The 22,582-nt window shown below is 72.6% G+C and carries 18 protein-coding genes; 9 read left to right on the top strand and 9 right to left on the bottom strand.

From position 1 onward, the window contains the following. Positions 1-35 precede the first annotated feature (35 nt). The 3 genes from AB0J67_RS12375 (at position 36) to AB0J67_RS12365 (ending at position 4,927) form a co-directional block, all read left to right on the top strand. Positions 36-1,814, top strand: a complete 1,779-nt coding sequence (locus tag AB0J67_RS12375) for a SigE family RNA polymerase sigma factor (protein ID WP_363480325.1) — start codon at positions 36-38, stop codon at positions 1,812-1,814. A gap of 256 nt (positions 1,815-2,070) precedes the next feature. Continuing rightward, positions 2,071-3,903 (top strand): 2-oxoacid:acceptor oxidoreductase subunit alpha, encoded by a 1,833-nt coding sequence (locus AB0J67_RS12370; protein ID WP_363480365.1) that lies wholly within the window; start codon positions 2,071-2,073, stop codon positions 3,901-3,903. Then, positions 3,896-4,927: a 2-oxoacid:ferredoxin oxidoreductase subunit beta gene (locus AB0J67_RS12365; protein WP_363480322.1), complete on the top strand. Its 1,032-nt coding sequence runs from the start codon at positions 3,896-3,898 to the stop codon at positions 4,925-4,927. Before AB0J67_RS12370 ends, AB0J67_RS12365 begins: the two co-directional genes overlap by 8 nt. Positions 4,928-4,997: 70 nt before the next feature. On the opposite strand, the gene AB0J67_RS12360 is transcribed toward AB0J67_RS12365, so the two are convergent. Next, positions 4,998-6,290, bottom strand: coding sequence for a hypothetical protein (locus AB0J67_RS12360; protein ID WP_363480319.1), 1,293 nt, complete (start codon positions 6,288-6,290; stop codon positions 4,998-5,000). A 158-nt stretch (positions 6,291-6,448) separates the two neighbouring features. Here AB0J67_RS12360 and AB0J67_RS12355 point away from each other — a divergent pair, with 158 nt between their 5' ends. Further along, a complete protein-coding gene (locus AB0J67_RS12355) occupies positions 6,449-8,089 on the top strand; it encodes a family 10 glycosylhydrolase (RefSeq protein ID WP_363480316.1) in 1,641 nt (546 codons plus the stop codon). Between the two features lie 83 nt (positions 8,090-8,172). Here the strand turns inward: AB0J67_RS12355 and AB0J67_RS12350 are convergent, their stop codons facing one another. Continuing rightward, positions 8,173-8,991 carry a hypothetical protein gene (locus tag AB0J67_RS12350; protein ID WP_363480313.1) on the bottom strand — a complete coding sequence of 273 codons (819 nt, stop codon included), beginning with the start codon at positions 8,989-8,991 and terminating at the stop codon, positions 8,173-8,175. Next, the gene (locus AB0J67_RS12345) at positions 8,988-9,491 is read right to left on the bottom strand and encodes a SigE family RNA polymerase sigma factor (RefSeq protein ID WP_363480310.1); all 504 of its coding nucleotides are present in this window, start codon (positions 9,489-9,491) and stop codon (positions 8,988-8,990) included. Before AB0J67_RS12345 ends, AB0J67_RS12350 begins: the two co-directional genes overlap by 4 nt. A 195-nt stretch (positions 9,492-9,686) precedes the next feature. Here AB0J67_RS12345 and AB0J67_RS12340 point away from each other — a divergent pair, with 195 nt between their 5' ends. Then, positions 9,687-10,211 carry a phospholipase gene (locus AB0J67_RS12340; protein ID WP_363480307.1) on the top strand — a complete coding sequence of 175 codons (525 nt, stop codon included), beginning with the start codon at positions 9,687-9,689 and terminating at the stop codon, positions 10,209-10,211. 76 nt (positions 10,212-10,287) lie between these two features. On the opposite strand, the gene AB0J67_RS12335 is transcribed toward AB0J67_RS12340, so the two are convergent. Beyond that, on the bottom strand, positions 10,288-12,981 hold the full coding sequence (locus tag AB0J67_RS12335) for an adenylate/guanylate cyclase domain-containing protein (RefSeq protein ID WP_363480305.1): 2,694 nt from the start codon (positions 12,979-12,981) through the stop codon (positions 10,288-10,290). Positions 12,982-13,246: 265 nt separating this feature from the next. On the opposite strand from AB0J67_RS12335, the gene AB0J67_RS12330 reads away from it, so the two are divergent. From AB0J67_RS12330 to AB0J67_RS12315, 4 genes are all read left to right on the top strand, one after another. Next, entirely contained in the window at positions 13,247-14,293 is a 1,047-nt protein-coding gene (locus AB0J67_RS12330; RefSeq protein WP_363480302.1) for a lytic murein transglycosylase, read from the top strand. A gap of 153 nt (positions 14,294-14,446) precedes the next feature. Continuing rightward, positions 14,447-15,472 (top strand): GNAT family N-acetyltransferase, encoded by a 1,026-nt coding sequence (locus tag AB0J67_RS12325; protein ID WP_363480299.1) that lies wholly within the window; start codon positions 14,447-14,449, stop codon positions 15,470-15,472. A gap of 4 nt (positions 15,473-15,476) precedes the next feature. Continuing rightward, the gene (locus AB0J67_RS12320; RefSeq protein WP_363480296.1) at positions 15,477-15,695 is read left to right on the top strand and encodes a zinc ribbon domain-containing protein; all 219 of its coding nucleotides are present in this window, start codon (positions 15,477-15,479) and stop codon (positions 15,693-15,695) included. A 246-nt stretch (positions 15,696-15,941) separates the two neighbouring features. After that, a complete protein-coding gene (locus tag AB0J67_RS12315; RefSeq protein WP_363480293.1) occupies positions 15,942-16,553 on the top strand; it encodes a helix-turn-helix transcriptional regulator in 612 nt (203 codons plus the stop codon). A 27-nt stretch (positions 16,554-16,580) separates the two neighbouring features. Here AB0J67_RS12315 and hemB read toward each other — a convergent pair whose 3' ends face one another. The 5 genes from hemB to AB0J67_RS12290 form a co-directional block, all read right to left on the bottom strand. Next, a complete protein-coding gene (gene hemB, locus AB0J67_RS12310; protein ID WP_363480290.1) occupies positions 16,581-17,564 on the bottom strand; it encodes a porphobilinogen synthase in 984 nt (327 codons plus the stop codon). Between the two features lie 66 nt (positions 17,565-17,630). After that, positions 17,631-19,211 (bottom strand): uroporphyrinogen-III synthase, encoded by a 1,581-nt coding sequence (locus AB0J67_RS12305; RefSeq protein WP_363480287.1) that lies wholly within the window; start codon positions 19,209-19,211, stop codon positions 17,631-17,633. Continuing rightward, positions 19,208-20,128: a hydroxymethylbilane synthase gene (hemC, locus tag AB0J67_RS12300; RefSeq protein ID WP_363480284.1), complete on the bottom strand. Its 921-nt coding sequence runs from the start codon at positions 20,126-20,128 to the stop codon at positions 19,208-19,210. The genes AB0J67_RS12305 and hemC overlap by 4 nt, the downstream gene beginning before the upstream one ends. Continuing rightward, positions 20,128-21,462, bottom strand: coding sequence for a glutamyl-tRNA reductase (locus AB0J67_RS12295; RefSeq protein ID WP_363480281.1), 1,335 nt, complete (start codon positions 21,460-21,462; stop codon positions 20,128-20,130). Before AB0J67_RS12295 ends, hemC begins: the two co-directional genes overlap by 1 nt. Continuing rightward, positions 21,459-22,316: a redox-sensing transcriptional repressor Rex gene (locus AB0J67_RS12290; protein ID WP_363480278.1), complete on the bottom strand. Its 858-nt coding sequence runs from the start codon at positions 22,314-22,316 to the stop codon at positions 21,459-21,461. Before AB0J67_RS12290 ends, AB0J67_RS12295 begins: the two co-directional genes overlap by 4 nt. Positions 22,317-22,582: the final 266 nt, after the last annotated feature.

Below are 22,582 nucleotides of genomic sequence, written 5' to 3'. Positions count from 1 at the left end.
GCAACCGGACGGCGGGGCATGGTGTGTGACCCTGCATGACGATGCCCGCCCCGCAACCACGGTCGGTGCCGCTGCGGGCGCAGCGGCCCGCCGATCGGCGTGCCCTGGCCGCGACCGACTTCGACTCCTTCTACCGGGCCAACTTCGCCGGCACGGTCGCCGTCGCGTTCGGGCTCACCGGTGACCGCGGCGAGGCGCAGGACCTCGCCCAGGAGGCGTACTGCCGGGCGTGGCAGCGCTGGGCCGACATCTCCGGCTACGACAACCCCGGCGCGTGGGTCTACCGGGTGACCGTCAACCTGGCCCGCTCCCGCTGGCGCAACCTGCGGGTGGCCGCCGCGCACCTGGTCAAGCAGCGCCCGGCGGACGTGGCGCCGGCCGATCCGGAGCACGTGGCGCTGGTGGCCGCGCTGCGCGCGCTGCCCATGGACCAGCGCCAGGCGATCGTGCTGCACCACCTGGTGGACCTGCCGGTGAGCGAGGTCGCGCGGGAGATGGGCGTGCCCGCGGGCACCGTCAAGTCCTGGCTGCACCGCGGCCGCGGCGAGCTGGCGGCGCTGCTCGGCGAGCACTCGCGCGGCGGCGAGCCGGTGCCGCCGGACACCGTGCGGCTGCGCGGGGACCGGCGCCGCCGCCTGCGCAACGGCACGCTGGCCGCCGCGGCGGCCGCCGCCTGCGCGCTGGTGGCGGTGTTCGCGGTACGGGTGGTCGGGCCGGTCTGGCCGGGCCCGGTGCCGCCCGCGCAGACCCCGAGCCCGAGCGCGAGCCCGAGCGCGGCGCCGTCGGCGACCCCGCTGCCGAGCGCGCCCCCGCCCAGCCCGGCGCCGGTGACCACGGTCGCCCCGGGCGATCCGATCCTCAGGACCGACTGGCGGCGCGCGACCGTCACCGTCCCCGCCGCGCCGGGCTGCCCGGCGGGGCGGCTCACCTTCCGCACGTACCCGCCCCGCGCGCAGGGCGGTGTCGAGCCGGTGGCGGCCCCGAGCGGTTACCCGCGCATCCAGCTCGACGTCCGCGACGTCGCCTACGGCGACCTGACCGGCGACGGGGCGGCCGAGGCGGTCCTGGGGGCCTCGTGCTGGGGCAGCGAGGAGGACAGCGGCGACGGCAAGTCCCACCTGCTGGCGGTCACCCGGGAGGCGGACGGGCGGCTGCGGGCGCTGGGCTGGGTGGGCGAGCGCGGCCCGGGCCACGCCGCGACGTGGATCGCCGACCAGGTGATCTACTCCGAGATGTACGACCGGTTCGGCGACCCCGCCGACTACCCGGTCGGGCTGGCGTACGGCTTCCGGTGGACCGGCACGGCGTTCGCGCGGGTGGACGTGTCGGCGGCGTACCCGCCGGTGCTGCCGACGGTGGAGGGCCGCCGCCTGGACCTGACGCCGGTGGCGGCGGACCTGCGCTGCAACGACCTGCCGCCGCCCACCGGGCAGGTGCGGCCGGTGTTCGACGCCGAGGGCATCGCCGACGCCGGGGACCGCGAGTGGAGCCTGGTGCCGGGCGCGCCGTCGAACGGCCCGCACCTGGCGCGGCTCGACCCGGCCCGGCCGCCGTACCTGCTGCTGCTGGTGGCGTGTGCGGTGGACGACACCCCCGGCGGGACGGCCGACGTGCAGCCGAGCCAGCACCTGGTGCTGTTCGACCTGGCGCCGGACGGCTGGCGCGCGCTGGCCCGGGTGCCCACCGCGGCGGAGGATTACCTGGTCGGGCCCTGGAGCGTGGCACCGGGCGAGCTGACCGTCGACCACGGGCGGCTGAATGAGACGAGCCGGACCTCGGTGTTCAGCTGGAACGGGACGTCATTCACGGGTTAGCGCGAACGTGCCACTTTGTGGGACGGGTCAGTGATGTGCGCGACCCGTCCCGCATCATGCTGTCGCGTTCATCACGTTCAGCACGGTTTTGACGGGGGGGCCGTGTCACCGCGATTCCCTACCGCCGACGTAGGCTGACCTTAATCGAGAGTGACAGCACACCACCCCAAGCAGGAGGTCGCGTCCAGTGGCCGAACATCGTGAGGGCACCGGCCCCGCCGGCCAGCTCAGCGAGCCCGGGCATCCCGCGAAGGAGATCCACCAGCTCGACCGGGTGGTGATCCGCTTCGCCGGTGACTCGGGCGACGGCATGCAGCTCACCGGCGACAGGTTCACGTCGGAGACCGCCCAGCTCGGCAACGACATCTCCACGTTGCCGAACTTCCCGGCGGAGATCCGTGCGCCTGCCGGCACGCTGCCCGGCGTCTCCAGCTTCCAGGTGGCCTTCGCCGACTACGACATCCTCACGCCCGGCGACGCGCCGAACGTGCTGGTGGCGATGAACCCGGCGGCGCTCAAGGCGAACATCGCCGACCTGCCCAAGGGCGGGACGATCATCGTCAACACCGACGAGTTCACCAAGCGCAACCTGGCCAAGGTCGGCTACGACAGCAACCCGCTCGAGGACGACTCCCTCGCCGGCTGGGACGTGCACAAGGTCGGCCTGACCAGCATGACCGTGGGCGCGCTGGCCGAGCACTCGATCAGCAAGAAGGACGCCGAGCGGGCCAAGAACATGTTCGCGCTCGGCCTGCTGAGCTGGCTCTACTCGCGGCCGCACGCGTCGACCATGGCGTTCCTGGAGCGCAAGTTCGCCGCCCGCCCGGAGCTGGTCGCCGCCAACAAGGCCGCGTTCGAGGCCGGCTGGAGCTTCGGCGAGACCACCGAGAGCTTCGCGGTGCGCTACGAGGTGCCCCCGGCGCAGATGAAGCCGGGCAACTACCGCAACATCACCGGCAACGCCGCGCTGGCGCTCGGCCTGGTGGCCGCGGGCGTGAAGGCGAAGCTGCCGGTGCTGCTCGGGGCATACCCGATCACCCCGGCCTCGGACATCCTGCACGAGCTGAGCAAGCACAAGAAGTTCGGCGTGACCACGGTGCAGGCCGAGGACGAGATCGCGGCGGTCGGCGTCGCGCTCGGCGCGTCGTACGGCGGCGCGCTCGGCGTGACCAGCACCAGCGGCCCCGGCGTGGCGCTCAAGAGCGAGACCATCTCGCTCGCGGTGGCGCTGGAGCTGCCGCTGGTCGTCGTGGACGTGCAGCGGGCCGGGCCGTCCACCGGCCTGCCCACCAAGACCGAGCAGGCCGACCTGAGCATGGCGCTGTTCGGCCGGCACGGCGAGGCGCCGGTCGCGGTGGTGGCCGCGCAGTCGCCGGTCGACTGCTTCCACGCCGCGATCGAGGCCTGCCGCATCGCGCTGAAGTACCGCACCCCGGTCATCCTGCTGTCCGACGGGTACGTCGCCAACGGTTCCGAGCCGTGGCTGCTGCCGGAGATCAGCGAGCTGCCCGACCTGCAGGTCGAGTTCGCGTCCGGCCCCAACGGCGACGACGGCAAGTTCTACCCCTACCTGCGCGACCCGCAGACGCTGGCCCGCCCGTGGGCCGTGCCGGGCACGCCGGGGCTGGAGCACCGCATCGGCGGCCTGGAGAAGGCCGACAAGACCGGTGACATCTCCTACGACCCGGCCAACCACGACTTCATGGTGCGCACCCGGGCCGCCCGCATCGAGGCGATCGACGTGCCCGACCTCGAGGTCGAGGACCCGTCGGGCGAGGCCAAGGTGCTGGTGCTGGGCTGGGGCTCGACCTACGGCCCGATCGGCGCCGCGGCCCGCGCGCTGCGTCAGCGGGGCGTGCACGTCGCGCAGGCCCACCTGCGCCACCTGAACCCGCTGCCGAAGAACGTGGGCGAGGTGCTGGCGGCGTACGACAAGGTGGTCCTGCCCGAGATGAACCTGGGCCAGCTGGCGCAGGTGCTCCGGGCGCGCTTCCTGGTCGACATCGTGAGCTACAACCAGGTCCGTGGGCTTCCCTTCACCTCCACCCAGCTGGAGACCATGCTCGAGGAAGTGATCAAGAATGTCTAACGCGGTGCCGGTCCAGCTGTCGGCGAAGGACTTCAAGTCCGACCAGGAGGTGCGCTGGTGCCCCGGTTGCGGGGACTACGCGATCCTGGCCGCGATGCAGACGTTCCTGCCGGAGCTGGGCATCCCTCGCGAGCGCACGGTCTTCGTCTCGGGCATCGGCTGCTCCTCGCGCTTCCCGTACTACCTCAACACGTACGGCATGCACTCGATCCACGGCCGCGCCCCGGCGATCGCCACCGGCCTGTCGGTGTCGCGCCCGGACCTGACCGTGTGGGTGGTCACCGGTGACGGCGACGCGCTGTCCATCGGCGGCAACCACCTGATCCACGCGCTGCGCCGCAACGTCAACCTGAAGATCCTGCTGTTCAACAACAAGATCTACGGCCTGACCAAGGGTCAGTACTCGCCCACCAGCGAGCTGGGCAAGGTCACCAAGTCGACGCCGACCGGTTCGGCGGACGCGCCGTTCAACCCGATCTCGCTGGCGCTGGGCGCCGAGGCCTCGTTCGTGGCCCGCACCATCGACTCCGACCGCAAGCACCTGCAGTCGGTGCTGCGCCAGGCGGCCGAGCACCAGGGTTCGGCGTTCGTGGAGATCTACCAGAACTGCAACATCTTCAACGACGGCGCGTTCGAGGTGCTCAAGGACCCGGAGACACGCGACGCGTACCTGATCCGGCTGGAGCACGGGCAGCCGATCACGCTCGGCAACGACGGCTCGCACGTGGTCACCCACCCGGCAGGCAGCTTCGGGCTGGCCGTGCGCGACAAGGCCGACGTCGACCCGGCCGAGGTGCTGGTGCACGACGCGCACGCCGAGGACCCGGCGTACGCCTTCGCGCTGTCCCGGCTGGCCGGGCCGGACCTGCGGCACACCCCGGTGGGCGTGTTCCGCTCGGTGCGCCGCCCGTCCTACGACGAGCTGGTGCGCAACCAGCTCGACGCGGCCAAGGCCAAGGCCGGCGAGCCCGAGGCGGACCTCGCCGCGCTGCTCAACTCCGGCGACACCTGGACCATCCTCTAACCGCTCCGTTAGACGGTCGAAGCTCCGTCCACGCTGTTTCGGCAGCGCGGACGGAGCTTCGTTCTTGCGGTCACTCCTCGGGCTCGGCCCGGGTCTCCAGCTGGGCACGGTCGGCGGCGAACTTCGTCTGCACGGCGTCGGCCGTCTGCTGGTAGTAGATGATCGAGCCGAGGCTGCCGCCGTCGGTCCACACGCAGACCGCGACCGGGATCTTCTCCAGCACGGCCGAGGTGCATTTCGCGAGGCCGCCCAGCGGCCCCGGCGCGACCGCGGCCCACTCCGTGCCGATGCCGAGCGCCTCGCTCAGGCCCTTGGTGAACTCGGCCATCGACTGCTCCGGGTTCGGGTTCAGCACCGCCGCCGCGAAGACCATGGCCAGGTTCTTGTCCTCGAGCGTGCCGTAGTAGGCCGCCGCCGCGCCGGTCAGGCCGGGCAGGTCCGCCGACATCGAGTCGCGCATCTCACCGGCCAGCTTCACCAGCTCCGGCGTGACGTTCTTCTCGCGGCCGCCGAGCTGCGGCGGCTCCTTCACCGTGATCCGGGCGGCCTCGTCGGCCTTGCCCTTGACGTCGGTGAGGAAGAAGTACGCCCCCGCGCCCGCGCCGCCGCCACACAGCACCAGCAGCACCACCAGCGTTATCCACAATCCCTTGCGCGACCGCGGCGGGGGCGGTGGCTCCGGCTCACGGCGGCGCTGGCGGGGTTTGTGGTCCTTGAACGGGTCGTCGTAGCCGCCCGGCGGGACCTCGTCCAGGAACCCGCCCGGCTCGGGTGGACCGCCGAGGCCGCCGAGGGCGGCGTACCGGTCGGGCGGCGGGGCGGCCGGGTATCCGCCGGAGCCGGCGGGCTCGTGGCCGCCCGGCCGGTTCGGGTCCGGCTGATCGTGGCCGCGGTGGCCGCCCGGACCGCCGGAGGAGGTCTGCGGCGGCCGACCGCCGATCGGGGTGGTGGGCTCGCTGTAGTCGTCCCGCTCGCCGTAGCCGCCGGATGCCGGGGGGCGGCCGTAGGCGGCGTGACCGCCCTGCTGCCCGTACCCGTCGTGCTGTGGATATCCCCCTGCCTGGGGATATCCACCGGCTTGGGGATAACCCCCGGGGCCGGGGTGGTCCTGCTGTGGATAGCCGCCCTGCTGCGCGTGCCCGCCGTGTGGAGATCGACCCCCGGCCTGTGGAAAACCCTCTTGTGGGGGATTGCCGCCATGCTGTGGATAACTTCCATATGGCTGGGGATATCCGTATTGCTGGGCGTATCTCGGGTCGGCCGAGGGCTCCTGCTGCCCGGTCCAGCCGTGCTCGCCGCCGGGGCGCCACGCGTCGTCCAGATGGCCGTCGGGCTCTTCGCGCTGATGGTCGGGGTAGGACATGTCTGCTCCCCACTGTCTTCCGGTGCGGCCCCCGCCGCCCGCAAGATGGTAGCGGCAGGTGAGCACGGTTCGTGAACCTCAAGGATCGAGGGGCTTGCGTTCTTGAGCATGAGATGAAAGTTTTCTTCGTACTGCACATGCCTATCGGAGGAATTCTCATGCGCGGAAGACTGATCGCGGCGACATTCGCGACGGCGCTGCTCGGCACGCTGCTGGCTCCCGGCGGAGCCCAGGCGCAGCCGGTCGCGGCGGCACCGGCCCCCGCCGCCGCGGCGGAGTGCACGCTCAACCCCGCACTGCCCAAGCGGCAGCTACGGGCGATGTGGATCGCCAGCGTGGTCAACATCGACTGGCCGAGCGCCGCCGGCAAGGCCGAGGAGGAGCTCAAGGCCGAGTACCGCGGCTGGCTCGACCTCGCCCAGCGGCTCAACAACAACGCGGTGATCGTGCAGATCCGGCCGACCGCCGACGCGTTCTGGCCCTCGCCGTACGAGCCCTGGTCGGAGTGGCTGACCGGCAAGCGCGACGGCGTCGGCCCCGGCTGGGACCCGCTGGCCTTCCTGGTCGAGGAGTCGCACGCCCGCAACCTCGAGTTCCACGCCTGGTTCAACCCGTACCGCATCTCGATGCCGACCAGCGCGAGCGGGCTCGGCGCGGGCACCGACGTCAACAACCTCGCGCCCGGCCACCCGGCGCGGGTGAACCCGGACTGGGCGCTGGCCTACCCGGTCAACGCCGCGGGCAGCCGGCTCTACTACAACCCCGGCATCCCCGAGGTCCGCCGGCACGTGCAGGACGCGATGATGCACGCGGTCGAGAACTACGACATCGACGGCGTCCACTTCGACGACTACTTCTACCCGTACCCGGCCGCCGGTCAGGACTTCCCCGACCAGGCCACGTTCGAGCAGTACGGGGCCGGCTTCGCGAGCAAGGCGGACTGGCGGCGCAACAACATCGACCTGCTGGTGCACGAGATGAGCGTCCGGGTCAAGGCCGCCAAGCCGTGGGTCAAGTTCGGCGTCAGCCCGTTCGGCATCTGGCGCAACAAGGCCGCCGACCCGCTCGGCTCGGAGACCAACGGCACGCAGTCCTACGACGCCAACTTCGCCGACACCCGCAAGTGGGTCAAGGAGGGCTGGCTGGACTACATCGTGCCGCAGGTGTACTGGAACATCGGGCTGGCCGTGGCCGACTACGCCAAGCTCGTGCCGTGGTGGTCCGACGTGGTCGCCGGCACGAACACGCAGCTCTACATCGGCCAGGCCGACTACAAGATCGCGACGGCCGGCCAGCCGGCGGCCTGGTTCGACCCGGCCGAGATGAGCAAGCACCTGTACTTCAACCGCGACTACAACGTGTCCGGCAACGTGCACTTCAGCGCGGTCCAGGTGCGGGCCAACCGGCTCGGCGCCACCGACCTCTACGCGGCCGAGCACTACTCGAAGCCGGCGCTGGTGCCGACCATGACGCACCTGCCCAGCAAGCCGCTGCTGTTCCCGGTCGTCACCAAGGCCGACCGCGGTGACGCCGGGGTGGCGCTGAAGTGGCAGCCGCTGGCGGACGGCGCCGGCCCGTTCGGCGAGGCCGCGTCGTACGCGGTGTACCGGTTCGACGGGCTGAAGCTGCTGCCCTCGGGCTGCGAGCTGGCCGACGCGACGCACCTGGTCGCCACCACCCGGGGCACGTCCTTCACGGACACCACCGCGGTGCCCGGCCAGCGGTACACGTACTTCGTGACCTCGGTGGACCGGCTGTGGAACGAGTCCTTCCCCAGCCCGGCCCGCTTCGTCCCGTGAGCTGAGGCGAACGGCTCCACACCCTGGTGACAGCTGCGCCCCTGCCGTTGGTGGCAGGGGCGCAGCCGTGCCCGGCCGACAGCTCAGAGATGCAGCGCCGGATCGAGGGTGATGGCGGCGAGCTGGTCGGCGGTGAACGGGCTGCGGACCATGAAGGCGCCGGTCTCGTCCAGGTCGCGGCAGGTGATGAAGACCCCGGTGCCGTCTGGCTTGGTGGCGTTGACCAGGTAGTCCATCACCAGCACGCTCTCCCCGTCCGGTCCGCGGCGCGGCGCTTCACCGTTCTCCGCGGCGATCCGCCGCTCGTTCGCGTCGGTCTCGTTGACCGGCGGCGCGCCCGGGTCGAAGTGCTCGGTGCGATACACCTCGACTTTGACGTGGTACGCCTTGCCGCCCTTGCGCAGCGTCCCCTGCCACATGAGCCGGTCCGGCCCGTTGCCGTGCGGTGGCGGGCATGCCTGCGCCGCACGGGCCGCGTCGTACGGCACTTCACGGATGTTCTGGGGCATCAGCCGACCGGTCAGCTTCGACATGACCAGCTCGCACTCGTACATCCTGCGCTGGAGGCTCGCGAAGCCGGTGACCTGCGGAGCTTCCCGCTCGACGGCGGCCAGGAGCACGGCGAACACCCGCTCCCCCGGTTCGACCGCGACCGGGGACAGGGACGGCGACACCGTGGCCGACGCGGACGGCGCCGCGGGCGGCACCGGCGCCGCCACCGGCCGCCCGAACACGGTGACCGCGGCCACGACCGCCGCGCAGCACGCGAAGGCGCCGGAGGCCGCGGCGAGCCTGCGCACGCGCACCGACCGCCGCCCGGCGACCACGAGCCTGTCGACATCGATCGACGTACGTGGTGGTTCGCCGAGGTAGGCATCGAAGTCCTGCCTGTATTCGTTCATCGTCGTTCCTTCCCCGAGTAGACCTTCACTGCCAGGCCACGCAGGGTCTCGAGCCCCCGAGTCGACTGGCTCTTCACGGTTCCCGCGGAGACGCCGAGCAGGCGCGCGGTCTCCTCCACCGACATGTCGCAGTAGAAGCGCAGCACCACCACCGCCCGCTGGCGCGGGCCGAGCTCGCGCAGCAGGCGTCCGATCCCGCGCTCGCCGTCCGGCTCCGGCTGCGCCGCCACCGTCTCCGGCAGCTCCGCCGTCGGCCGCTCGCGACGCCAGGGGCGTCGGCGCTCGTCCAGCCAGGCGTTGGTGAGCATCGCGCGCACGTACGCGTCGAGGTGCTCGATCGCGCGGACCTTCCGCCAGGACCGGAACAGCTTCAGCAGCACCGTCGACACCAGGTCGTCGGCGACATGCCAGTCGTGGCAGAGCAGGTACGCGATCCGGCGCAGCTGGTCCAGCCGCGCCGCCACGTACTCCCGGTACTCGGCTTCCTCGTCGCGCCTCACGCGGTTCCTCCCCGTCGTCTCCGCACGGGGAACGTAGAGCGTCCACGCCGGGGTTGCACCGCCCGGAAGGTGGTTGAAATCAACACTTCCGAAACATCGGCGCAACGGCTACATTCAGCTCCACCGATGCATACCCCCGCATGGGTCGATCGGCTCGTTGGACCCCTGACGAGCCCGAACAGCCGAGGTGAAGCCATGTTCCGCCCCCGCATGCTGCTCGCCCCCCTGACCGCGCTGATCGCCGTGCTGGCGCTCGCGTCCCCGGCCGCCGCGGTGACCGCCGCGGAGAAGCTGGCCGTCATGTCGAGCTGGTCGCAAACCAGTGTGACCAGTTACAACGCCTGGAACAGCGCCCGGCAGAACCAGGGTGCCTGGGCGGCGTACGCGTTCGACTGGAGCACCGACTACTGCTCGTCCAGCCCGGACAACCCGCTCGGGTTCGACTTCAAGCTGGCGTGCCACCGGCACGACTTCAACTACCGCAACTACAAGGCGATGGGCCAGTTCTCCGCGAACAAGGCCCGCCTCGACAGCGCGTTCTACGAGGACCTCAAGCGCAAGTGCGCCACGTACAACGTGGTCGTGCGCCCCGCCTGCACCAGCCTCGCCTGGACGTACTACCAGGCCGTGAAGGCCTTCGGCAGCGTCGCCGTGAGTGCCGCCGACATCGAACGGGCCCGGCAGATGAAGGAGAGCGCGCTGCGCGCCGCCGCGAACTGACGCCCGCTCCCACGCGGAAGATCGCGCGGCCTTCCCGATCCGTCTCCGGGAAGGCCGCGCGGTCGCGTCTGCGGGCTCAGGAGCCGCTGGGCAGCTCGGCGAAGCGGCTGGAGTCCACCGCCATGTCCGGGTGCTCCACCGCCAGCGCCAGCGAGGCCGTCTCCCCCAGCGACAGCGCCGCGCCGCGGGCGTACGCCTCGTCGAACACCGCGTCGCCGAGCGCGGCCCGCGCCGCCTCCTGCTGCGCGGTCCAGTACCCGGCGAAGATGCCCGGGCCGCAGTGCAGCCGGACCGTGGCCGACTCCGCCGCGCCGAACAGCATCGCCGCGGTCGTCGGGTCACCGCCCTGCACGCAGCGCGCTGCCATCGCCTTGATCGCCACGCAGGCCCGGCCCTGGAAGCCGTACGCCATCCGCGAGCGCAGCGCCACGGTCAGGTGCTCGTGCGCGGCCACCAGGTCGCCCCGGCGCAGCGCCACCATGCCCAGCAGCAGGTCCAGCGTGCGGCGGCCGCGCTCGGCCGGGCGCAGCTGCTCCAGCTGGCGCGACGCGGCCAGCAGCGCCGCCGCCTCGTCCAGCGCCCCGCGCAGCCACAGCAGCTCGGCCAGGTTGCACACGGCGAACAGCGCGTCCGGCGCCACCTCGTACCGGGTGGCCCAGGCGATCACCTCGCGGCAGGCCGTCTCGGCCTCGTCGGGCTTGCCCGCGTCGCGCAGCGCGCCCGAGCGCCCGGCCAGCACCCGCGCCAGCAGCCCCGGATCCCCGGCCCGGCGCGCCGACGCCTCGGCCCGGCGGCTGAACCGCAGCTCCTCGCCGAACTCCCCGTCGACCGCGGCATGCCCGGAGTGCGCGTGGTACGCCCGCGCCAGCTCCGCGTCGGGCACCCGCTCGCCGGTCTCGGACAGGCGCGCGTACAGGCGGAACAGCCACAGCCGGCCCTCACGGGCCAGCCCGCGCTCGCGCCACCACTGGTCCAGCCCGGACGAGATGTGCAGGCCCGAGCGGGCGCTGCCACCGGTGCCGCACCAGCGCAGCGCGGTGCGCAGCTCGGCCGCGAGCGGGTCGATCGAGTACAGCGACAGCGTCACCGGCTGCCCGTCCGCACCCCGGCCCACGCTCTGCAGCGCGCGTAGCGCCCAGGCCACGTGCCGGTCCCGGGCGGCCGCCTCCTCGCCGTGCTCGGCCAGCCGCCGCGCGGCGTACCCCCGGATGGGGTCGAGCATGCGGTAGGTCGTGCCCTGCGCACCCGGCTCGGCCTGCACCAGCGACTTGTCCACCAGGACGGTCAGCGGGTCGAGCGGGTCGCCGTCCATCAGCCACTGCACGCTGGACAGCCGCACCGGCCCGGCGAACACCGACATCCAGCGCAGCAGCCGGGCCGCCTCGGGCGGGAGCGTGCGGTAGGACCAGGTCACGGTGGCCTGCATGGTGGCGTGCCGGGCGTGCGCGCCGGGCGGCTGCGCGCCCGCGTCCAGCGCCCGCAGCGGATCGGTCTCCTCCGCCGTCAGCTCGGCGTGCAGGCGCGCCGCCAGCTCGCTGCCGGACAGCACGCGCAGCCGGGCCGCGGCCAGCTCGATGGCGAGCGGCAGCCCGTCCAGCCGGGCCGCCACCCGGGCCAGGTCGACCAGCTCGGCGGGCTCGACCGCGCGGCCGCCGCGCGCCGCGGCCGTCCGCTCGGCCAGCAGGGTGACCGCGTCGCTGGCGCCGCCCCCGGCCGCCGGGGCCAGCGACAGCGGCGGGATGCGCCAGACCAGCTCGCCCGCGATGCCGAGCGGCTCGCGGCTGGTGGCCAGCACGGTCACCTCCCGTGCCCCGGCCAGCAGCTGCGCCATCAGCGGCGCGACGACGCCGACCTGCGCCTCGCAGGTGTCCAGCACCAGCATCATCTTGCGGGTGGAGGCGTGCTCCACCAGGGTCTCGGTGACCGGCCGGCCCGGCTCCGGGCGCAGCCCCAGCACCGTGGCGATGGTGAACGCCAGCAGCCCCGGATCGGTGACCGTGGCCAGGTCGACCGACCAGATGCCGTCCGGATAGGACTCGATGAGGTCGTGCGCGACCGCGACGGCGAGCCGGCTCTTGCCCGCGCCGCCCGCGCCCACCACCGTCACCAGCCGGTGCGCGCTGAGCAGCTCGGCCAGCTCGGCGCGCTCGGCGGTGCGGCCCACGAACGAGGTCAGCGGGCAGGGCAGGTTGTGCGGCGCGGTGCGCTCGGTGCGCGGCCGCGGGAAGTGCTGCTCCAGGTCCGGCGCGACGAGCTGGAACAGGCGCTCGCGGCCGTCGAAGCCGCGCAGCCGGTGCAGGCCCAGATCGAGCAGCCAGGCCTGGTCGGGCAGGCTGGCGGCGGCCTCGGCGGTGGAGGCGGAGAGCAGGATCTGGCCGCCGTGCGCGGCCGCGGCGACCCTTGCCGCACGGTGCACCTCGGGACTGGCGTACTCGCCGCCGTGCGGCTCGGCGAAGCCGGTGTGCAGTCCCATCCGGACCTTCGGCTGCGCCTGCGGATCGGCCCAGGTGTGCGCGTCGAGGGCGCGCTGCGCGCTGGCGCAGGCGGCGACGGCGGTCGCCGCGTCGGCGAAGGCGAAGAAGTAGGAGTCGCCCTCGGTGAACAGCTCTACGCCGCCCGCCGCCGCGAGGACAGCACGAAGCACCCGCCGGTGCTCGTGGAGCACCGGCCGGTAGCCGTCGCCGAGCATCTGGGCCAGTCGGGTCGAGCCTTCGATGTCGGTGAACAGAAACGTCACCTGCCCACGCGGCAGGTGTGAACGCTGCGGCACGCGCGGATAACCTCCGCCCCCCTGGAAGTCGCGGTTCATGCTGCCGTACCCCCACCTGCATGGCACATCGTGAGAACGGGTTGATCGAGCCGCCCGAGGTGCCACCACCTCGGACCGATGCAGACGATCAGCTTCGCGTCGTGCTGCCAACGGTCGTAACGAGGACACCGCGGGGCGGATGTGGTCCGTCAGGTCACAACCGGATCACCCGACGGACACCTGGTGCGCACGACAAGTCGGGTGTGGGCGAGGCATACTCGGACGCGTGCGTGACGGGGAGGACATGACGAAGGCGACGGCGCCGGGCCACGAGCCCCCCGCCGCGCCCGCTGCGACCGACGGCACGAAGACGGCCGACACCGCGGCGACCACCGAGTCGACCGCTGCCGGGACCGCGGAGACGGCCGCTGCCGGGACCGCGAAGTCGGCCGCCGGCGGGGAGACGGTCAGCGTCGGCGAGGCGCTGGTGCGGCTGCGCTCGGCGGCGATGGACGCCGGCAGGGTCGTGCTGCGGGAGTCCCGGCGGCCCGTCGGGCGGCTCACCACCATCGCGGTCACCCTGGTCGCCCTGGTGACCGCCACCGCCGCGACCGGTGCGCTGCTGGTGCCCGCACTGGGCGGCGCGAACACTCCGCCCGCCGCGGCACCGGCCGCGTCGAGCGAGGCGCCCGCGAGCGCCACGCCGAGCCCGAGCCCGGAGCCGATGCCGACGGCCACCGCCTCCCCGAGCCCGGTGGCCCGTCCCGCGGCGGCGTTCCGCAAGTGGGCGGAGACGACCTCACCGAAGGTGAGCGTGCCGGTGACGGCGCTGGAGGCGTACGCGTACGCCGAGTGGGTGCTGACGTCGACCCGCCCCACCTGCAAGCTGCGGTGGACCACGCTCGCGGCGATCGGCAAGGTCGAGTCGGACCACGGCCGCACCAAGGGCGCCAAGCTGGGCGAGGACGCCAAGGCGCTGCCGCCGATCGTCGGACCGGCGCTGGACGGCACCAAGAACACCAAGCGGATCGCGGACACCGACGCGGGCACCCTCGACTTCGACAAGAAGTGGGACCACGCGGTCGGGCCGATGCAGTTCATCCCGGCGACCTGGCTGGCGTACGCGGTGGACGCGGACAGCGACCAGCTCGCCGACCCGCACGACCTCGACGACTCGTCGCTGGCCGCGGCGTACTACCTGTGCGCCTCGGGCAAGGACCTGTCGGTGGTCGCCAACTGGAAGTCCGTGGTGCTGTCGTACAACAACGTCGGGGTATACCTACAGAAGGTGTACGACACGGCGCAGGCGTACGGTCGAAGCAGTCAGGTGTAATCATCCGGACGTCTCTGCACAGATCAGCGAAACGGGCCATAACACTACCGTGTGCCACCACAGCTGCCATCAATCGACACTCAGAGTAATGGTTTGCATACGATGACAGGTGGGACCCTTCCGTTTAGCGTTCCCAGTGTGCAAGCTGGACGGGTGAAGGTGCGCGAATGGGATCCCCGTACCGCCGCCGCCACTGAGATCACCTCTCTGGTCGCTCTCCTCAACGAGGTGTCGGCGGTCGACCTGCCTGATGATCCGCTGTGGCAAGACGGCATGATGCGCGACTACCTGGCGGTCACCATGCCCGGTGAACGCAAGCTGATGTGGCTGGTCGAGGAGCACGAGGGAGACGCCGCGCGAGGTGTCCCGCCGCTGGGCGCCGGCAGCATCCTCCTGCTCGGGGACATCGGCGTCGTCGAAATCCTGGTCCACCCCAAGGCGCGCCGCCAGAACATCGGCCGCGCGCTGCTCACCGAGCAGGTCCGCACGGCCCTGCGCCACGGTTTCACCACCCTGGGCGTCGAGGTCGCCGGCGGCACCACCGCGGTCGACTTCTACGCGTCGTACGGGTTCACGCTGGCCTTCACCGAGATCCGCAGCGTGCTGCGGCTCGACACGGTCGACTGGTTCACCCTCGGCGACCTCGCCGGCGGCGTGGGCGCCGGATACCAGCTGGAGTTCCACCCCGACGGGCCGCCGGAGCACCTGCTGGCGCCGTACGCGGCCGCCAAGGCCGAGGTGCGCGACGACGTCGACCTCGGCGACCTGGAGCTGCGCCCGAGCTCCTACGAGCCGGAGCGGCTGCGCGCCAGCCTGCAGACCCTGGCCGCACGCGGGCTCAAGCTCTACGTGGTGGTCGCGGTCCAGGAGAAGACCGGCGACGTCGCCGGGCTCACCGAGGTCGTCGTGCCCGCGCAGCGACCCGGCCGCGCCGACCAGTACGACACCGTCGTGGTGCCCCGGCACCGCGGCTACGGCGTGGGCCGCGCCATCAAGGCCCGCATGCTGTTCGAGCTGCGCTCGGCCGAGCCCAAACTGACCGAGGTGCAGACCTGGAACGCCGCCATCAACGAGCCGCTCATCAAGGTCAACCAGGAGCTGGGCTTCATCGCCGACCGTCAGTGGCTGGAGTACGAGGGCGACGTCCTGGAACTGGCCGCACGCCTGGGCATAAGCTGATCCGATGCCACGCTACGACTTCCGCTGCCGCGCCTGCGGCGACACGTTCGAGGTGAACCGGCCGATGTCGGCGGCGGGCGACCCCGCCCCGTGCCCGGCCGGTCACGACGACACCGTGAAGCTGCTGACCACCGTCGGCCTCGCCGGCCGCGGCGGCGCCGGCTCCCCCGCGCCCGCCCCGGCGGGTGGCGGCGGCTGCTGTGGTGGCGGCTGCTGCAGCTGATCCCGGCTCGCCGGACCGGACGGCGCACGGCCGCGCGATGGCGGCGTGCGCCGCTGGTCCCGTGCCGGCATCGGCGCGGACGCGCAGCTCCGTGCCGGGTGCTCCGTGCCGGCTCGCTGAACGCTCCCCGCTTCGCTTCTGTGCAACGCAAGTCACGCCCTGAGATGGCATGGCCCCATCGACTTTGCTCTGCACACAAATACGCACCGAATGCCGCGCGCGTATTTGTGTGCAGAGCAAAGTCGCTTGGCCGGATACTCCGGCCTGCGCCAACGGCTGGGCCGGCAGCCTGAGGTTTTCCACAGGGCGCTGGTTATCCACAGTTTCGCGTCGGGTGAGGTTGCCGAACGCGGGGCGGCGGGCGAGGCTGCGTCCATGTCCCCCGGACGAGACGAATCACCGTTGATCGGGCACTTCCCCGTGGCCGGTCTCATCCGCGCCGCCCGGCGGCGGGCGGACCTGAGCCAGCGCGATCTCGCCAAGGGCGCCCGCCTGCACCGATCGACGGTCGGACGGGTCGAGGCCGGCGAGCTTGTGCCCAGCCTGCCCGTGTTCAGCCGGTTGATGGGCGCGGCCGGCTTCTACCTGACGGTCGTCGACGATCTGGGGCGCGTCCTGATCCCGATGGAGGACCGTGACGACATGCGCGACGGTGCCGAGCGCCGTTACCCCTCCCACCTGGATCTCATCCTGGACCCCGAACCAGGCGAGTGGTGGGCCGACAAGTACGGCCTGGCCCGGCCGCCGGAGACCTTCTATCGCGACCGGCGGCGGCGGGACGCGCAGCGCCGTCGTAGCCAGTGGGAGGTCAGGGTGAAGCAGTATCGGCACGTCCCGGAGCCGCCCGAGCAGTGGTGAGGTTGCGCCGCGTCGTCAGCCTCGCGGCTAGAACTCCGCGCGCAGGCGGCGGGCGGCGTCGACCGCCCAGTACGTCAGGATCAGCTGCGCGCCCGCGCGGCGGATCGAGTGCAGCGTCTCCATAATCGCCCGGTCGCGGTCGATCCAGCCGTTGGCGGCGGCCGCCTCGACCATCGCGTACTCGCCGCTGACCTGGTATGCCGCGACGGGCACGTCGACCATGTCCCGCACCGCGGCGACCACGTCGAGGTAGGGCAGGGCCGGCTTGACCATGACCATGTCGGCGCCCTCGGCGACGTCGAGCGCCACCTCGCGCAGCGACTCGCGCAGGTTCGCCGGGTCCTGCTGGTAGGTGCGGCGGTCGCCCTCCAGCGACGACTCGACCGCGTCGCGGAACGGGCCGAAGAACGCGGAGGCGTACTTCGCCGCGTACGCCAGGATGCCGGTGTCGCGGAAGCCGGCCTCGTCGAGGGCGCGGCGGACCACGGCGACCTGGCCGTCCATCATCCCGGACGGGCCGACCACGTGCACCCCGGCCGCGGCCTGGGCCACCGCCATGCGGGCGTACGCCGCCAGCGTCGCGTCGTTGTCGACGGAGCCGTCGGGGCGCACCAGGCCGCAGTGGCCGTGCGAGGTGAACTCGTCCAGGCACAGGTCGCTCATGACCACGACGCTGTCGCCGACCTCCTCGACCACGTCACGGATCGCGACGTTGAGGATGCCCGCCGGGTCGATGCCGCCCGAGCCGACCGCGTCCTTCTCCGTCGGGATGCCGAACAGCATCACGCCGCCGACGCCGGCCTGGGCCGCCTCGGCGACCGCCTTGCGCAGCGACTCGCGCGAGTGCTGGAGCACGCCGGGCATGGACTTCACCGCGCAGGGCTCGGTGAGGCCCTCCTTCACGAACAGCGGCAGGATGAACTCGGCCGGGTGCAGCCGGGTCTCGCTGACCATGCGCCGCATCGCCGCGGTGGTGCGCAGCCGTCGCGGCCGCACGTTCGGGAAGGACATCGGGCACTCCCTGGCTTCGGTTCGGCGCGTCCTCCCTGGTGAACGAGGACGCGCCGATCTCGTGACCTAGCGGAACCGCAGGGCGGTCGGGCCCTGCACCTTGGAGCCGCGACGCTGCTTGGCGGGCATCGCGGCGAGCCGCTCGCGCAGCTCGACGGCGTACATGGCCAGCGCCTCGACCAGGTCGGGCACGGAGGCGTGCTCGGGCTGGACGTCGACGCGCAGGCCGAACTCGATCGCGGTCTCGGCGGTCTTCGGGCCGATCACGGACACCACCGTGCGCTGGTGCGGCTTGCCGGCGATGCCGACGAGGTTACGCACCGTGGAGCTCGACGTGAACAGGACCGCGTCGAAACCACCCGACTTGATGGCGTTGCGGATCTCCTCCGGCGGCGGCGCCGCGCGGACCGTCCGGTACGCCGTGACGTCGTCGACCTCCCAGCCGCGCTCGGTCAGGCCCGCGGCCAGCGTCTCGGTCGCGATGTCGGCGCGGGGCAGCAGCACCCGGCCCACCGGGTCGAAGATCTCGTCGTACGGCGCGAACTCGGCCAGCAGGCCCTCGCTGGTCTGGTCGCCCGCGGGGATCAGCTCCGGCTGGATGCCGAACGAGCGGACCGCCTCGGCGGTCGCCTCGCCGATGCAGGCGATCTTCACGCCGCCGAAGTGGCGGGCGTCGAGACCGTGCTCGCCGAACTTCTCCCACACCGCGCGCACGGCGTTGGCGCTGGTGAAGATGACCCACGCGTAGCGGCCGTCGACCAGGCCCTTGATCGCCCGCTCCATCTGGGCCGGGGTCCGGGGCGGCTCGACCGCGATCGTCGGCACCTCGCACGGGATGGCACCGTACGCCCGCAGCCGCGCGCTCATCACGCCCGCCTGCTCCTTGGTGCGCGGCACCAGCACCCGCCAGCCGTACAGCGGCCGCCGCTCCCACCAGCCGAGTTTGTCCAGGTGTGCCACGCCGGAGCCCACGGTCACCACGACGCGGCCGCTGAAGCCGAGCGCGGCGGCGACGAAGCTGTCCACCGACGAGGTGGTCGTGTACTGCGTGTCGCCGGTGCCGTCGCCGGTGATCGCGACCTGCGTGGTGCCGTCGACGCCCGCGGCTAGCAGGCCGTCGCGCACCGAGGCCAGGTCGCCGGCGTCCACGGCCAGCGCGACCGAGCCGTGCCGCACCGCGGCGGCCAGGCCGTCGAAGTCCAGCATGGTGACGTCGTCGACGTCGGCGGCGCTGCGTACGCCGGTCAGCGGCACGCCCGCGTAGGTCGCCACGCCGGCCGACTGCGGCACCCCGGGCACCACGGCGAAGCGCACGTTGGTCCGGGCGACCGCCTGGACCTCCTTGACCACCGCGTCGTGGCCGAAGGGGTCACCGGTCACCAGGTGCACCGCGTTGCGGCCCGAACGCGCCTCCGACAGCAGCACCTTGGCCACGTCGCCCGGCACGCCCTCGGCGGGGCTGTATTCGGTCTGCTCGCCGGTCTCGGCCTTCAGCGTGTCGAGCAGCGCGTCGGGCACGCTGCGGTCGTACACGATGTGGTCGGCTTCGAGCAGCGTGTCGTACGCACGGCGGGTGAGCAGTCCCGGGTCGCCGGGTCCGGCCCCGACGAACGCGACGTGCCCGGCGGGCTTACGGGTGCGGGTCATTCTGCACTCCCAAGTACATTCTCGGCACCGTCTTCGAGGAGGTCGGCGGCGAGTGCGCGCCCGATCTCCGCTGCGTCGGCGAGCGTTCCGGTGCGCGACAGCCGGAGGGCGAATCGCCCGTCCACGCTGATCACCGCACCGCGCAGGTAGATCTCGTCGTCTTCGGTCACTTCGGCCAGCGCGGCGACGGGTGCGCTGCACCCTGCCTCCAGCGTGGCCAGGAAAGCCCGCTCGGCGGTGACCGCCGCCCGGGTGGCCCGGTGGTCGAGCGCCGACAGCGCCTCGACCAGGTCGGTTTCTGCGGACCGGCACTCGACGGCCAGCGCGCCCTGGGCGGGCGCGGGCAGCATCAGCATCGGGTCCAAGATCTCGGTGATCTCGTCGGCGCGGCCCAGCCGGGCCAGCCCGGCCCGGGCCAGCACGACCGCGTCCAGCTCGCCGTCGGCGACCTTGCGCAGCCGGGTGTCCACGTTGCCGCGGATCGGCACGGTGGTGACGGGCATGCCGAGCGCCGCGATCTGCGCGATGCGGCGCAGCGCCCCGGTGCCGATGACGGCGCCGGAGGGCAGCTCGGCCAGGGTCAGCCCGTCCCGGGCGACCAGCGCGTCGCGCGGGTCGGCCCGCTCCGGGACCGCCGCGATGGCCAGGCCGTCGGCGGGCGCGGTGGGCAGGTCCTTGTACGAGTGCACCGCGAAGTCGATCTCCTTCGCGGCGAGCGCGTCGCGCAGCGCGGAGACGAACACCCCGACGCCGAGCTGCTGCACCGGCGCGCTGGAGCGGTCGCCCGCGGTGGCGATCTCGACCAGCTCGACCGGCAGCCCGGTCGCCTTGGTGACCAGGTCGGCCACGGTCTGCGACTGCGCCATCGCGAGGGCGCTGCCTCTCGTGCCGAGCCGGAGCACGCCTGTCGAACCCATCAGGCACCCCCCTTCAAATCTGGCACGTCGGCCACGGTCGTGTGGTCCGGCGATCCGGGGATCACCGAAAGGTCGAACAGATCGCGCAGCAGGCGCGCGTACGCCTCGCCGCCGGGCTCGGCCGCGAGCTGGCGCACCCGCACCGTGGGCTGGTGCAGCAGGCGCTGCACGATCCGGTGCACGGCGTGCGCCACGTCGGCGCGCTGGTCGTCGGTCAGGTCGCTGCGGCGCTGGGCGAGCCGGCGCAGCTCGGCGCTGACCACGTCCTCGGCCCGCGCCCGCAGCGCGGCGACCGTCGGCGCCACCTCGGCCCCGCGCAGCCAGCTCGCGTACGTCTCGACCTCGCCCGCGACGATCTCCTCCACCGCCGCGACCTCGCGGTCGGCGGCCGAGCGGGAGCAGACCGGGGCGTCGGCGGAGGCGGGGTCGAGCACGGTGCCCAGGCGTGCGACGTCGACGAGGCGCACCCCGTCGAGGTCGGCGACGGCAGGCTCGACGTCGCGCGGCAGCGCCAGATCGATGATAGTCAGGATCTTGGCGGAGCCGGCGCGCGCCGCTCCGACGTTCTGCACGGTCAGCACGTGCTCGCTCGACGCCGTCGCGGTGATCACCACGTCGGCCTCGGCCAGCAGCTCGGGCAGCCGCTCCATGGGCGCGGCGGCGCAGCCGTACGCGTCGGCCAGGCGCTGCGCCCGCTCCATGCCGCGGTTGACGACGGTGACCTTGCCCGCGCCGCGGCGGGTCAGCTCGGCGACGCTCAGCGCGCCCATCGCGCCCGCGCCCACGACCAGCCAGTGGTGGCAGCCGGCCGGGTCGGTCACGGCGTGGTCCAGCGCGGCGCTGACCATGCTGCGCGGGGCGTGGTCGATGCCGGTCTCGGCGTGCGCCCGCTTGCCCACCCGCAGCGCCTGCTGCAGCAGCTCGTGCAGCACCCGCCCGGCCGCGTCGGCCTCGGTGGAGTGCTGGTACGCCTCGCGCAGCTGGCCCAGGATCTGCGCCTCACCGGCGACCATCGAGTCGAGGCCGGCGGCGACGCGGAAGACGTGGCGCACGGCGTCCTGCCCGTGGTGCACGTAGAGGGTGCTCGCGAGCTGCTCGGCGGGCACCCCGGACAGCTCCGAGAGCACCTCGCCGAGCCGGCTGAGCCCGGCGTGGAACGCGGGGACCGCGGCGTAGACCTCGACCCGGTTGCAGGTGGAGACGACGACGGCCTCGGCGAGCTCGCCGCCGGCCAGCAGCTTCGGCAGCGCCTGCGGGCCGTCGACCCGGGACAGCCGCTCCAGCAGCTCCACCGGCGCGGTCCGGTACGACGCGCCGACCACGATCAGGTTCACGCGGCCACCTCTCCCCGCGCGGCCACCGAGCTGCCGTTGACGGCGCCGGCGGCCTCCGCGATCACACGAGCCACCCGAGCCGTGCGGGCCACCGGGCTCTTCGGGTCGGCCCCGTTGCGGGCCGCGGAGCTCTTCGGGTCGGCGCCGTTGCGGGCCGACTTGCGGTGCTCGTGGAAGGAGAGGATCTGCAGCTCGACCGCGAGGTCGACCTTGCGCACGTCCACCTGCTCCGGCACCGAGAGCACCACCGGGGCGAAGTTGAGGATGCTGGTCACGCCGGCCGCGACGAGCTGGTCGGCCACGGCCTGGGCGGCACCGGCGGGGGTGGCCAGCACGGCGATGGAGATGCCCTCGGTCTTGACGACCTCGGGGATGTCGGCGATGTGGCGGACCGCGATGCCGTTGATCAGCTCGCCGACCCGGGTGAGGTCCGCGTCGAACAGCGCCGCGATGCGGAAGCCGCGGCTGGCGAACCCGGCGTAACCGGCGAGCGCGTGGCCGAGGTTACCCACGCCGACCAGGGCCACGGCGCGGCGCATGTTCAGGCCGAGGATGTACTCGATCTGGCCGACCAGGGGCTCGATGTCGTAGCCGACGCCGCGGGTGCCGTACGACCCGAGGTGGGAGAGGTCCTTGCGCAGCTTCGCGGAGTTCACCCCGGCCGCGCTGGCCAGCCCCTCGCTGGATACCGTGTCGTGCCCGGTCTCGGCGAGGTGATGCAGGGCACGCAGATACTCGGGCAGGCGGGCCACCGTGGCTTCGGGAAGGTCCGGGAAGTCCGGGACCGCCGAAGGTGTGACCGCGCCGACACGGCCGGTGATCCCGGCTTCGTGACCGGTGCGCTGCTGACTCATGAGACTCCGTGCCGAACAAGGCTTAGACCCCCGATCACATGGCCGAACGGCTCTGTGCTAGCGGGGAACGTCGAGGTAACAGAGTAGGCGCTTGTGAAGGGGTGCACAAATCGCGATCTTGAAAGCGCGCCCATCCGGGATCGCGAATCGGCCAGAATGCCCCCGCGGCATGTGTGCCCCCACTCTGGCCGAACCGCTCTCCACCCGTCACGGAGAGTCGCCGAAACGGCGGTTCGCCACGGGTATCCGGATGGGCGCTGCTCCGC

It is taken from the genome of Catellatospora sp. NPDC049609 (genome assembly GCF_040675365.1).
GTDB lineage: Bacteria > Actinomycetota > Actinomycetes > Mycobacteriales > Micromonosporaceae > Catellatospora.
Note: the sequence above shows the minus strand (reverse complement) of the source record. Positions and strands in the feature narration are given on the sequence as shown.

What these genes read in the sequence shown, in the direction of transcription:
- AB0J67_RS12375 (WP_363480325.1), top strand. Translation starts at nt 36, where the DNA reads ATGACGATGCCCGCCCCGCAACCACGGTCGGTGCCGCTGCGGGCGCAG.
- AB0J67_RS12365 (WP_363480322.1), top strand. Translation starts at nt 3,896, where the DNA reads ATGTCTAACGCGGTGCCGGTCCAGCTGTCGGCGAAGGACTTCAAGTCC.
- AB0J67_RS12360 (WP_363480319.1), bottom strand. Translation starts at nt 6,290, where the DNA reads ATGTCCTACCCCGACCATCAGCGCGAAGAGCCCGACGGCCATCTGGAC.
- AB0J67_RS12355 (WP_363480316.1), top strand. Translation starts at nt 6,449, where the DNA reads ATGCGCGGAAGACTGATCGCGGCGACATTCGCGACGGCGCTGCTCGGC.
- AB0J67_RS12350 (WP_363480313.1), bottom strand. Translation starts at nt 8,991, where the DNA reads ATGAACGAATACAGGCAGGACTTCGATGCCTACCTCGGCGAACCACCA.
- AB0J67_RS12340 (WP_363480307.1), top strand. Translation starts at nt 9,687, where the DNA reads ATGTTCCGCCCCCGCATGCTGCTCGCCCCCCTGACCGCGCTGATCGCC.
- AB0J67_RS12320 (WP_363480296.1), top strand. Translation starts at nt 15,477, where the DNA reads ATGCCACGCTACGACTTCCGCTGCCGCGCCTGCGGCGACACGTTCGAG.
- hemB (WP_363480290.1), bottom strand. Translation starts at nt 17,564, where the DNA reads ATGTCCTTCCCGAACGTGCGGCCGCGACGGCTGCGCACCACCGCGGCG.
- AB0J67_RS12305 (WP_363480287.1), bottom strand. Translation starts at nt 19,211, where the DNA reads ATGACCCGCACCCGTAAGCCCGCCGGGCACGTCGCGTTCGTCGGGGCC.
- hemC (WP_363480284.1), bottom strand. Translation starts at nt 20,128, where the DNA reads ATGGGTTCGACAGGCGTGCTCCGGCTCGGCACGAGAGGCAGCGCCCTC.
- AB0J67_RS12290 (WP_363480278.1), bottom strand. Translation starts at nt 22,316, where the DNA reads ATGAGTCAGCAGCGCACCGGTCACGAAGCCGGGATCACCGGCCGTGTC.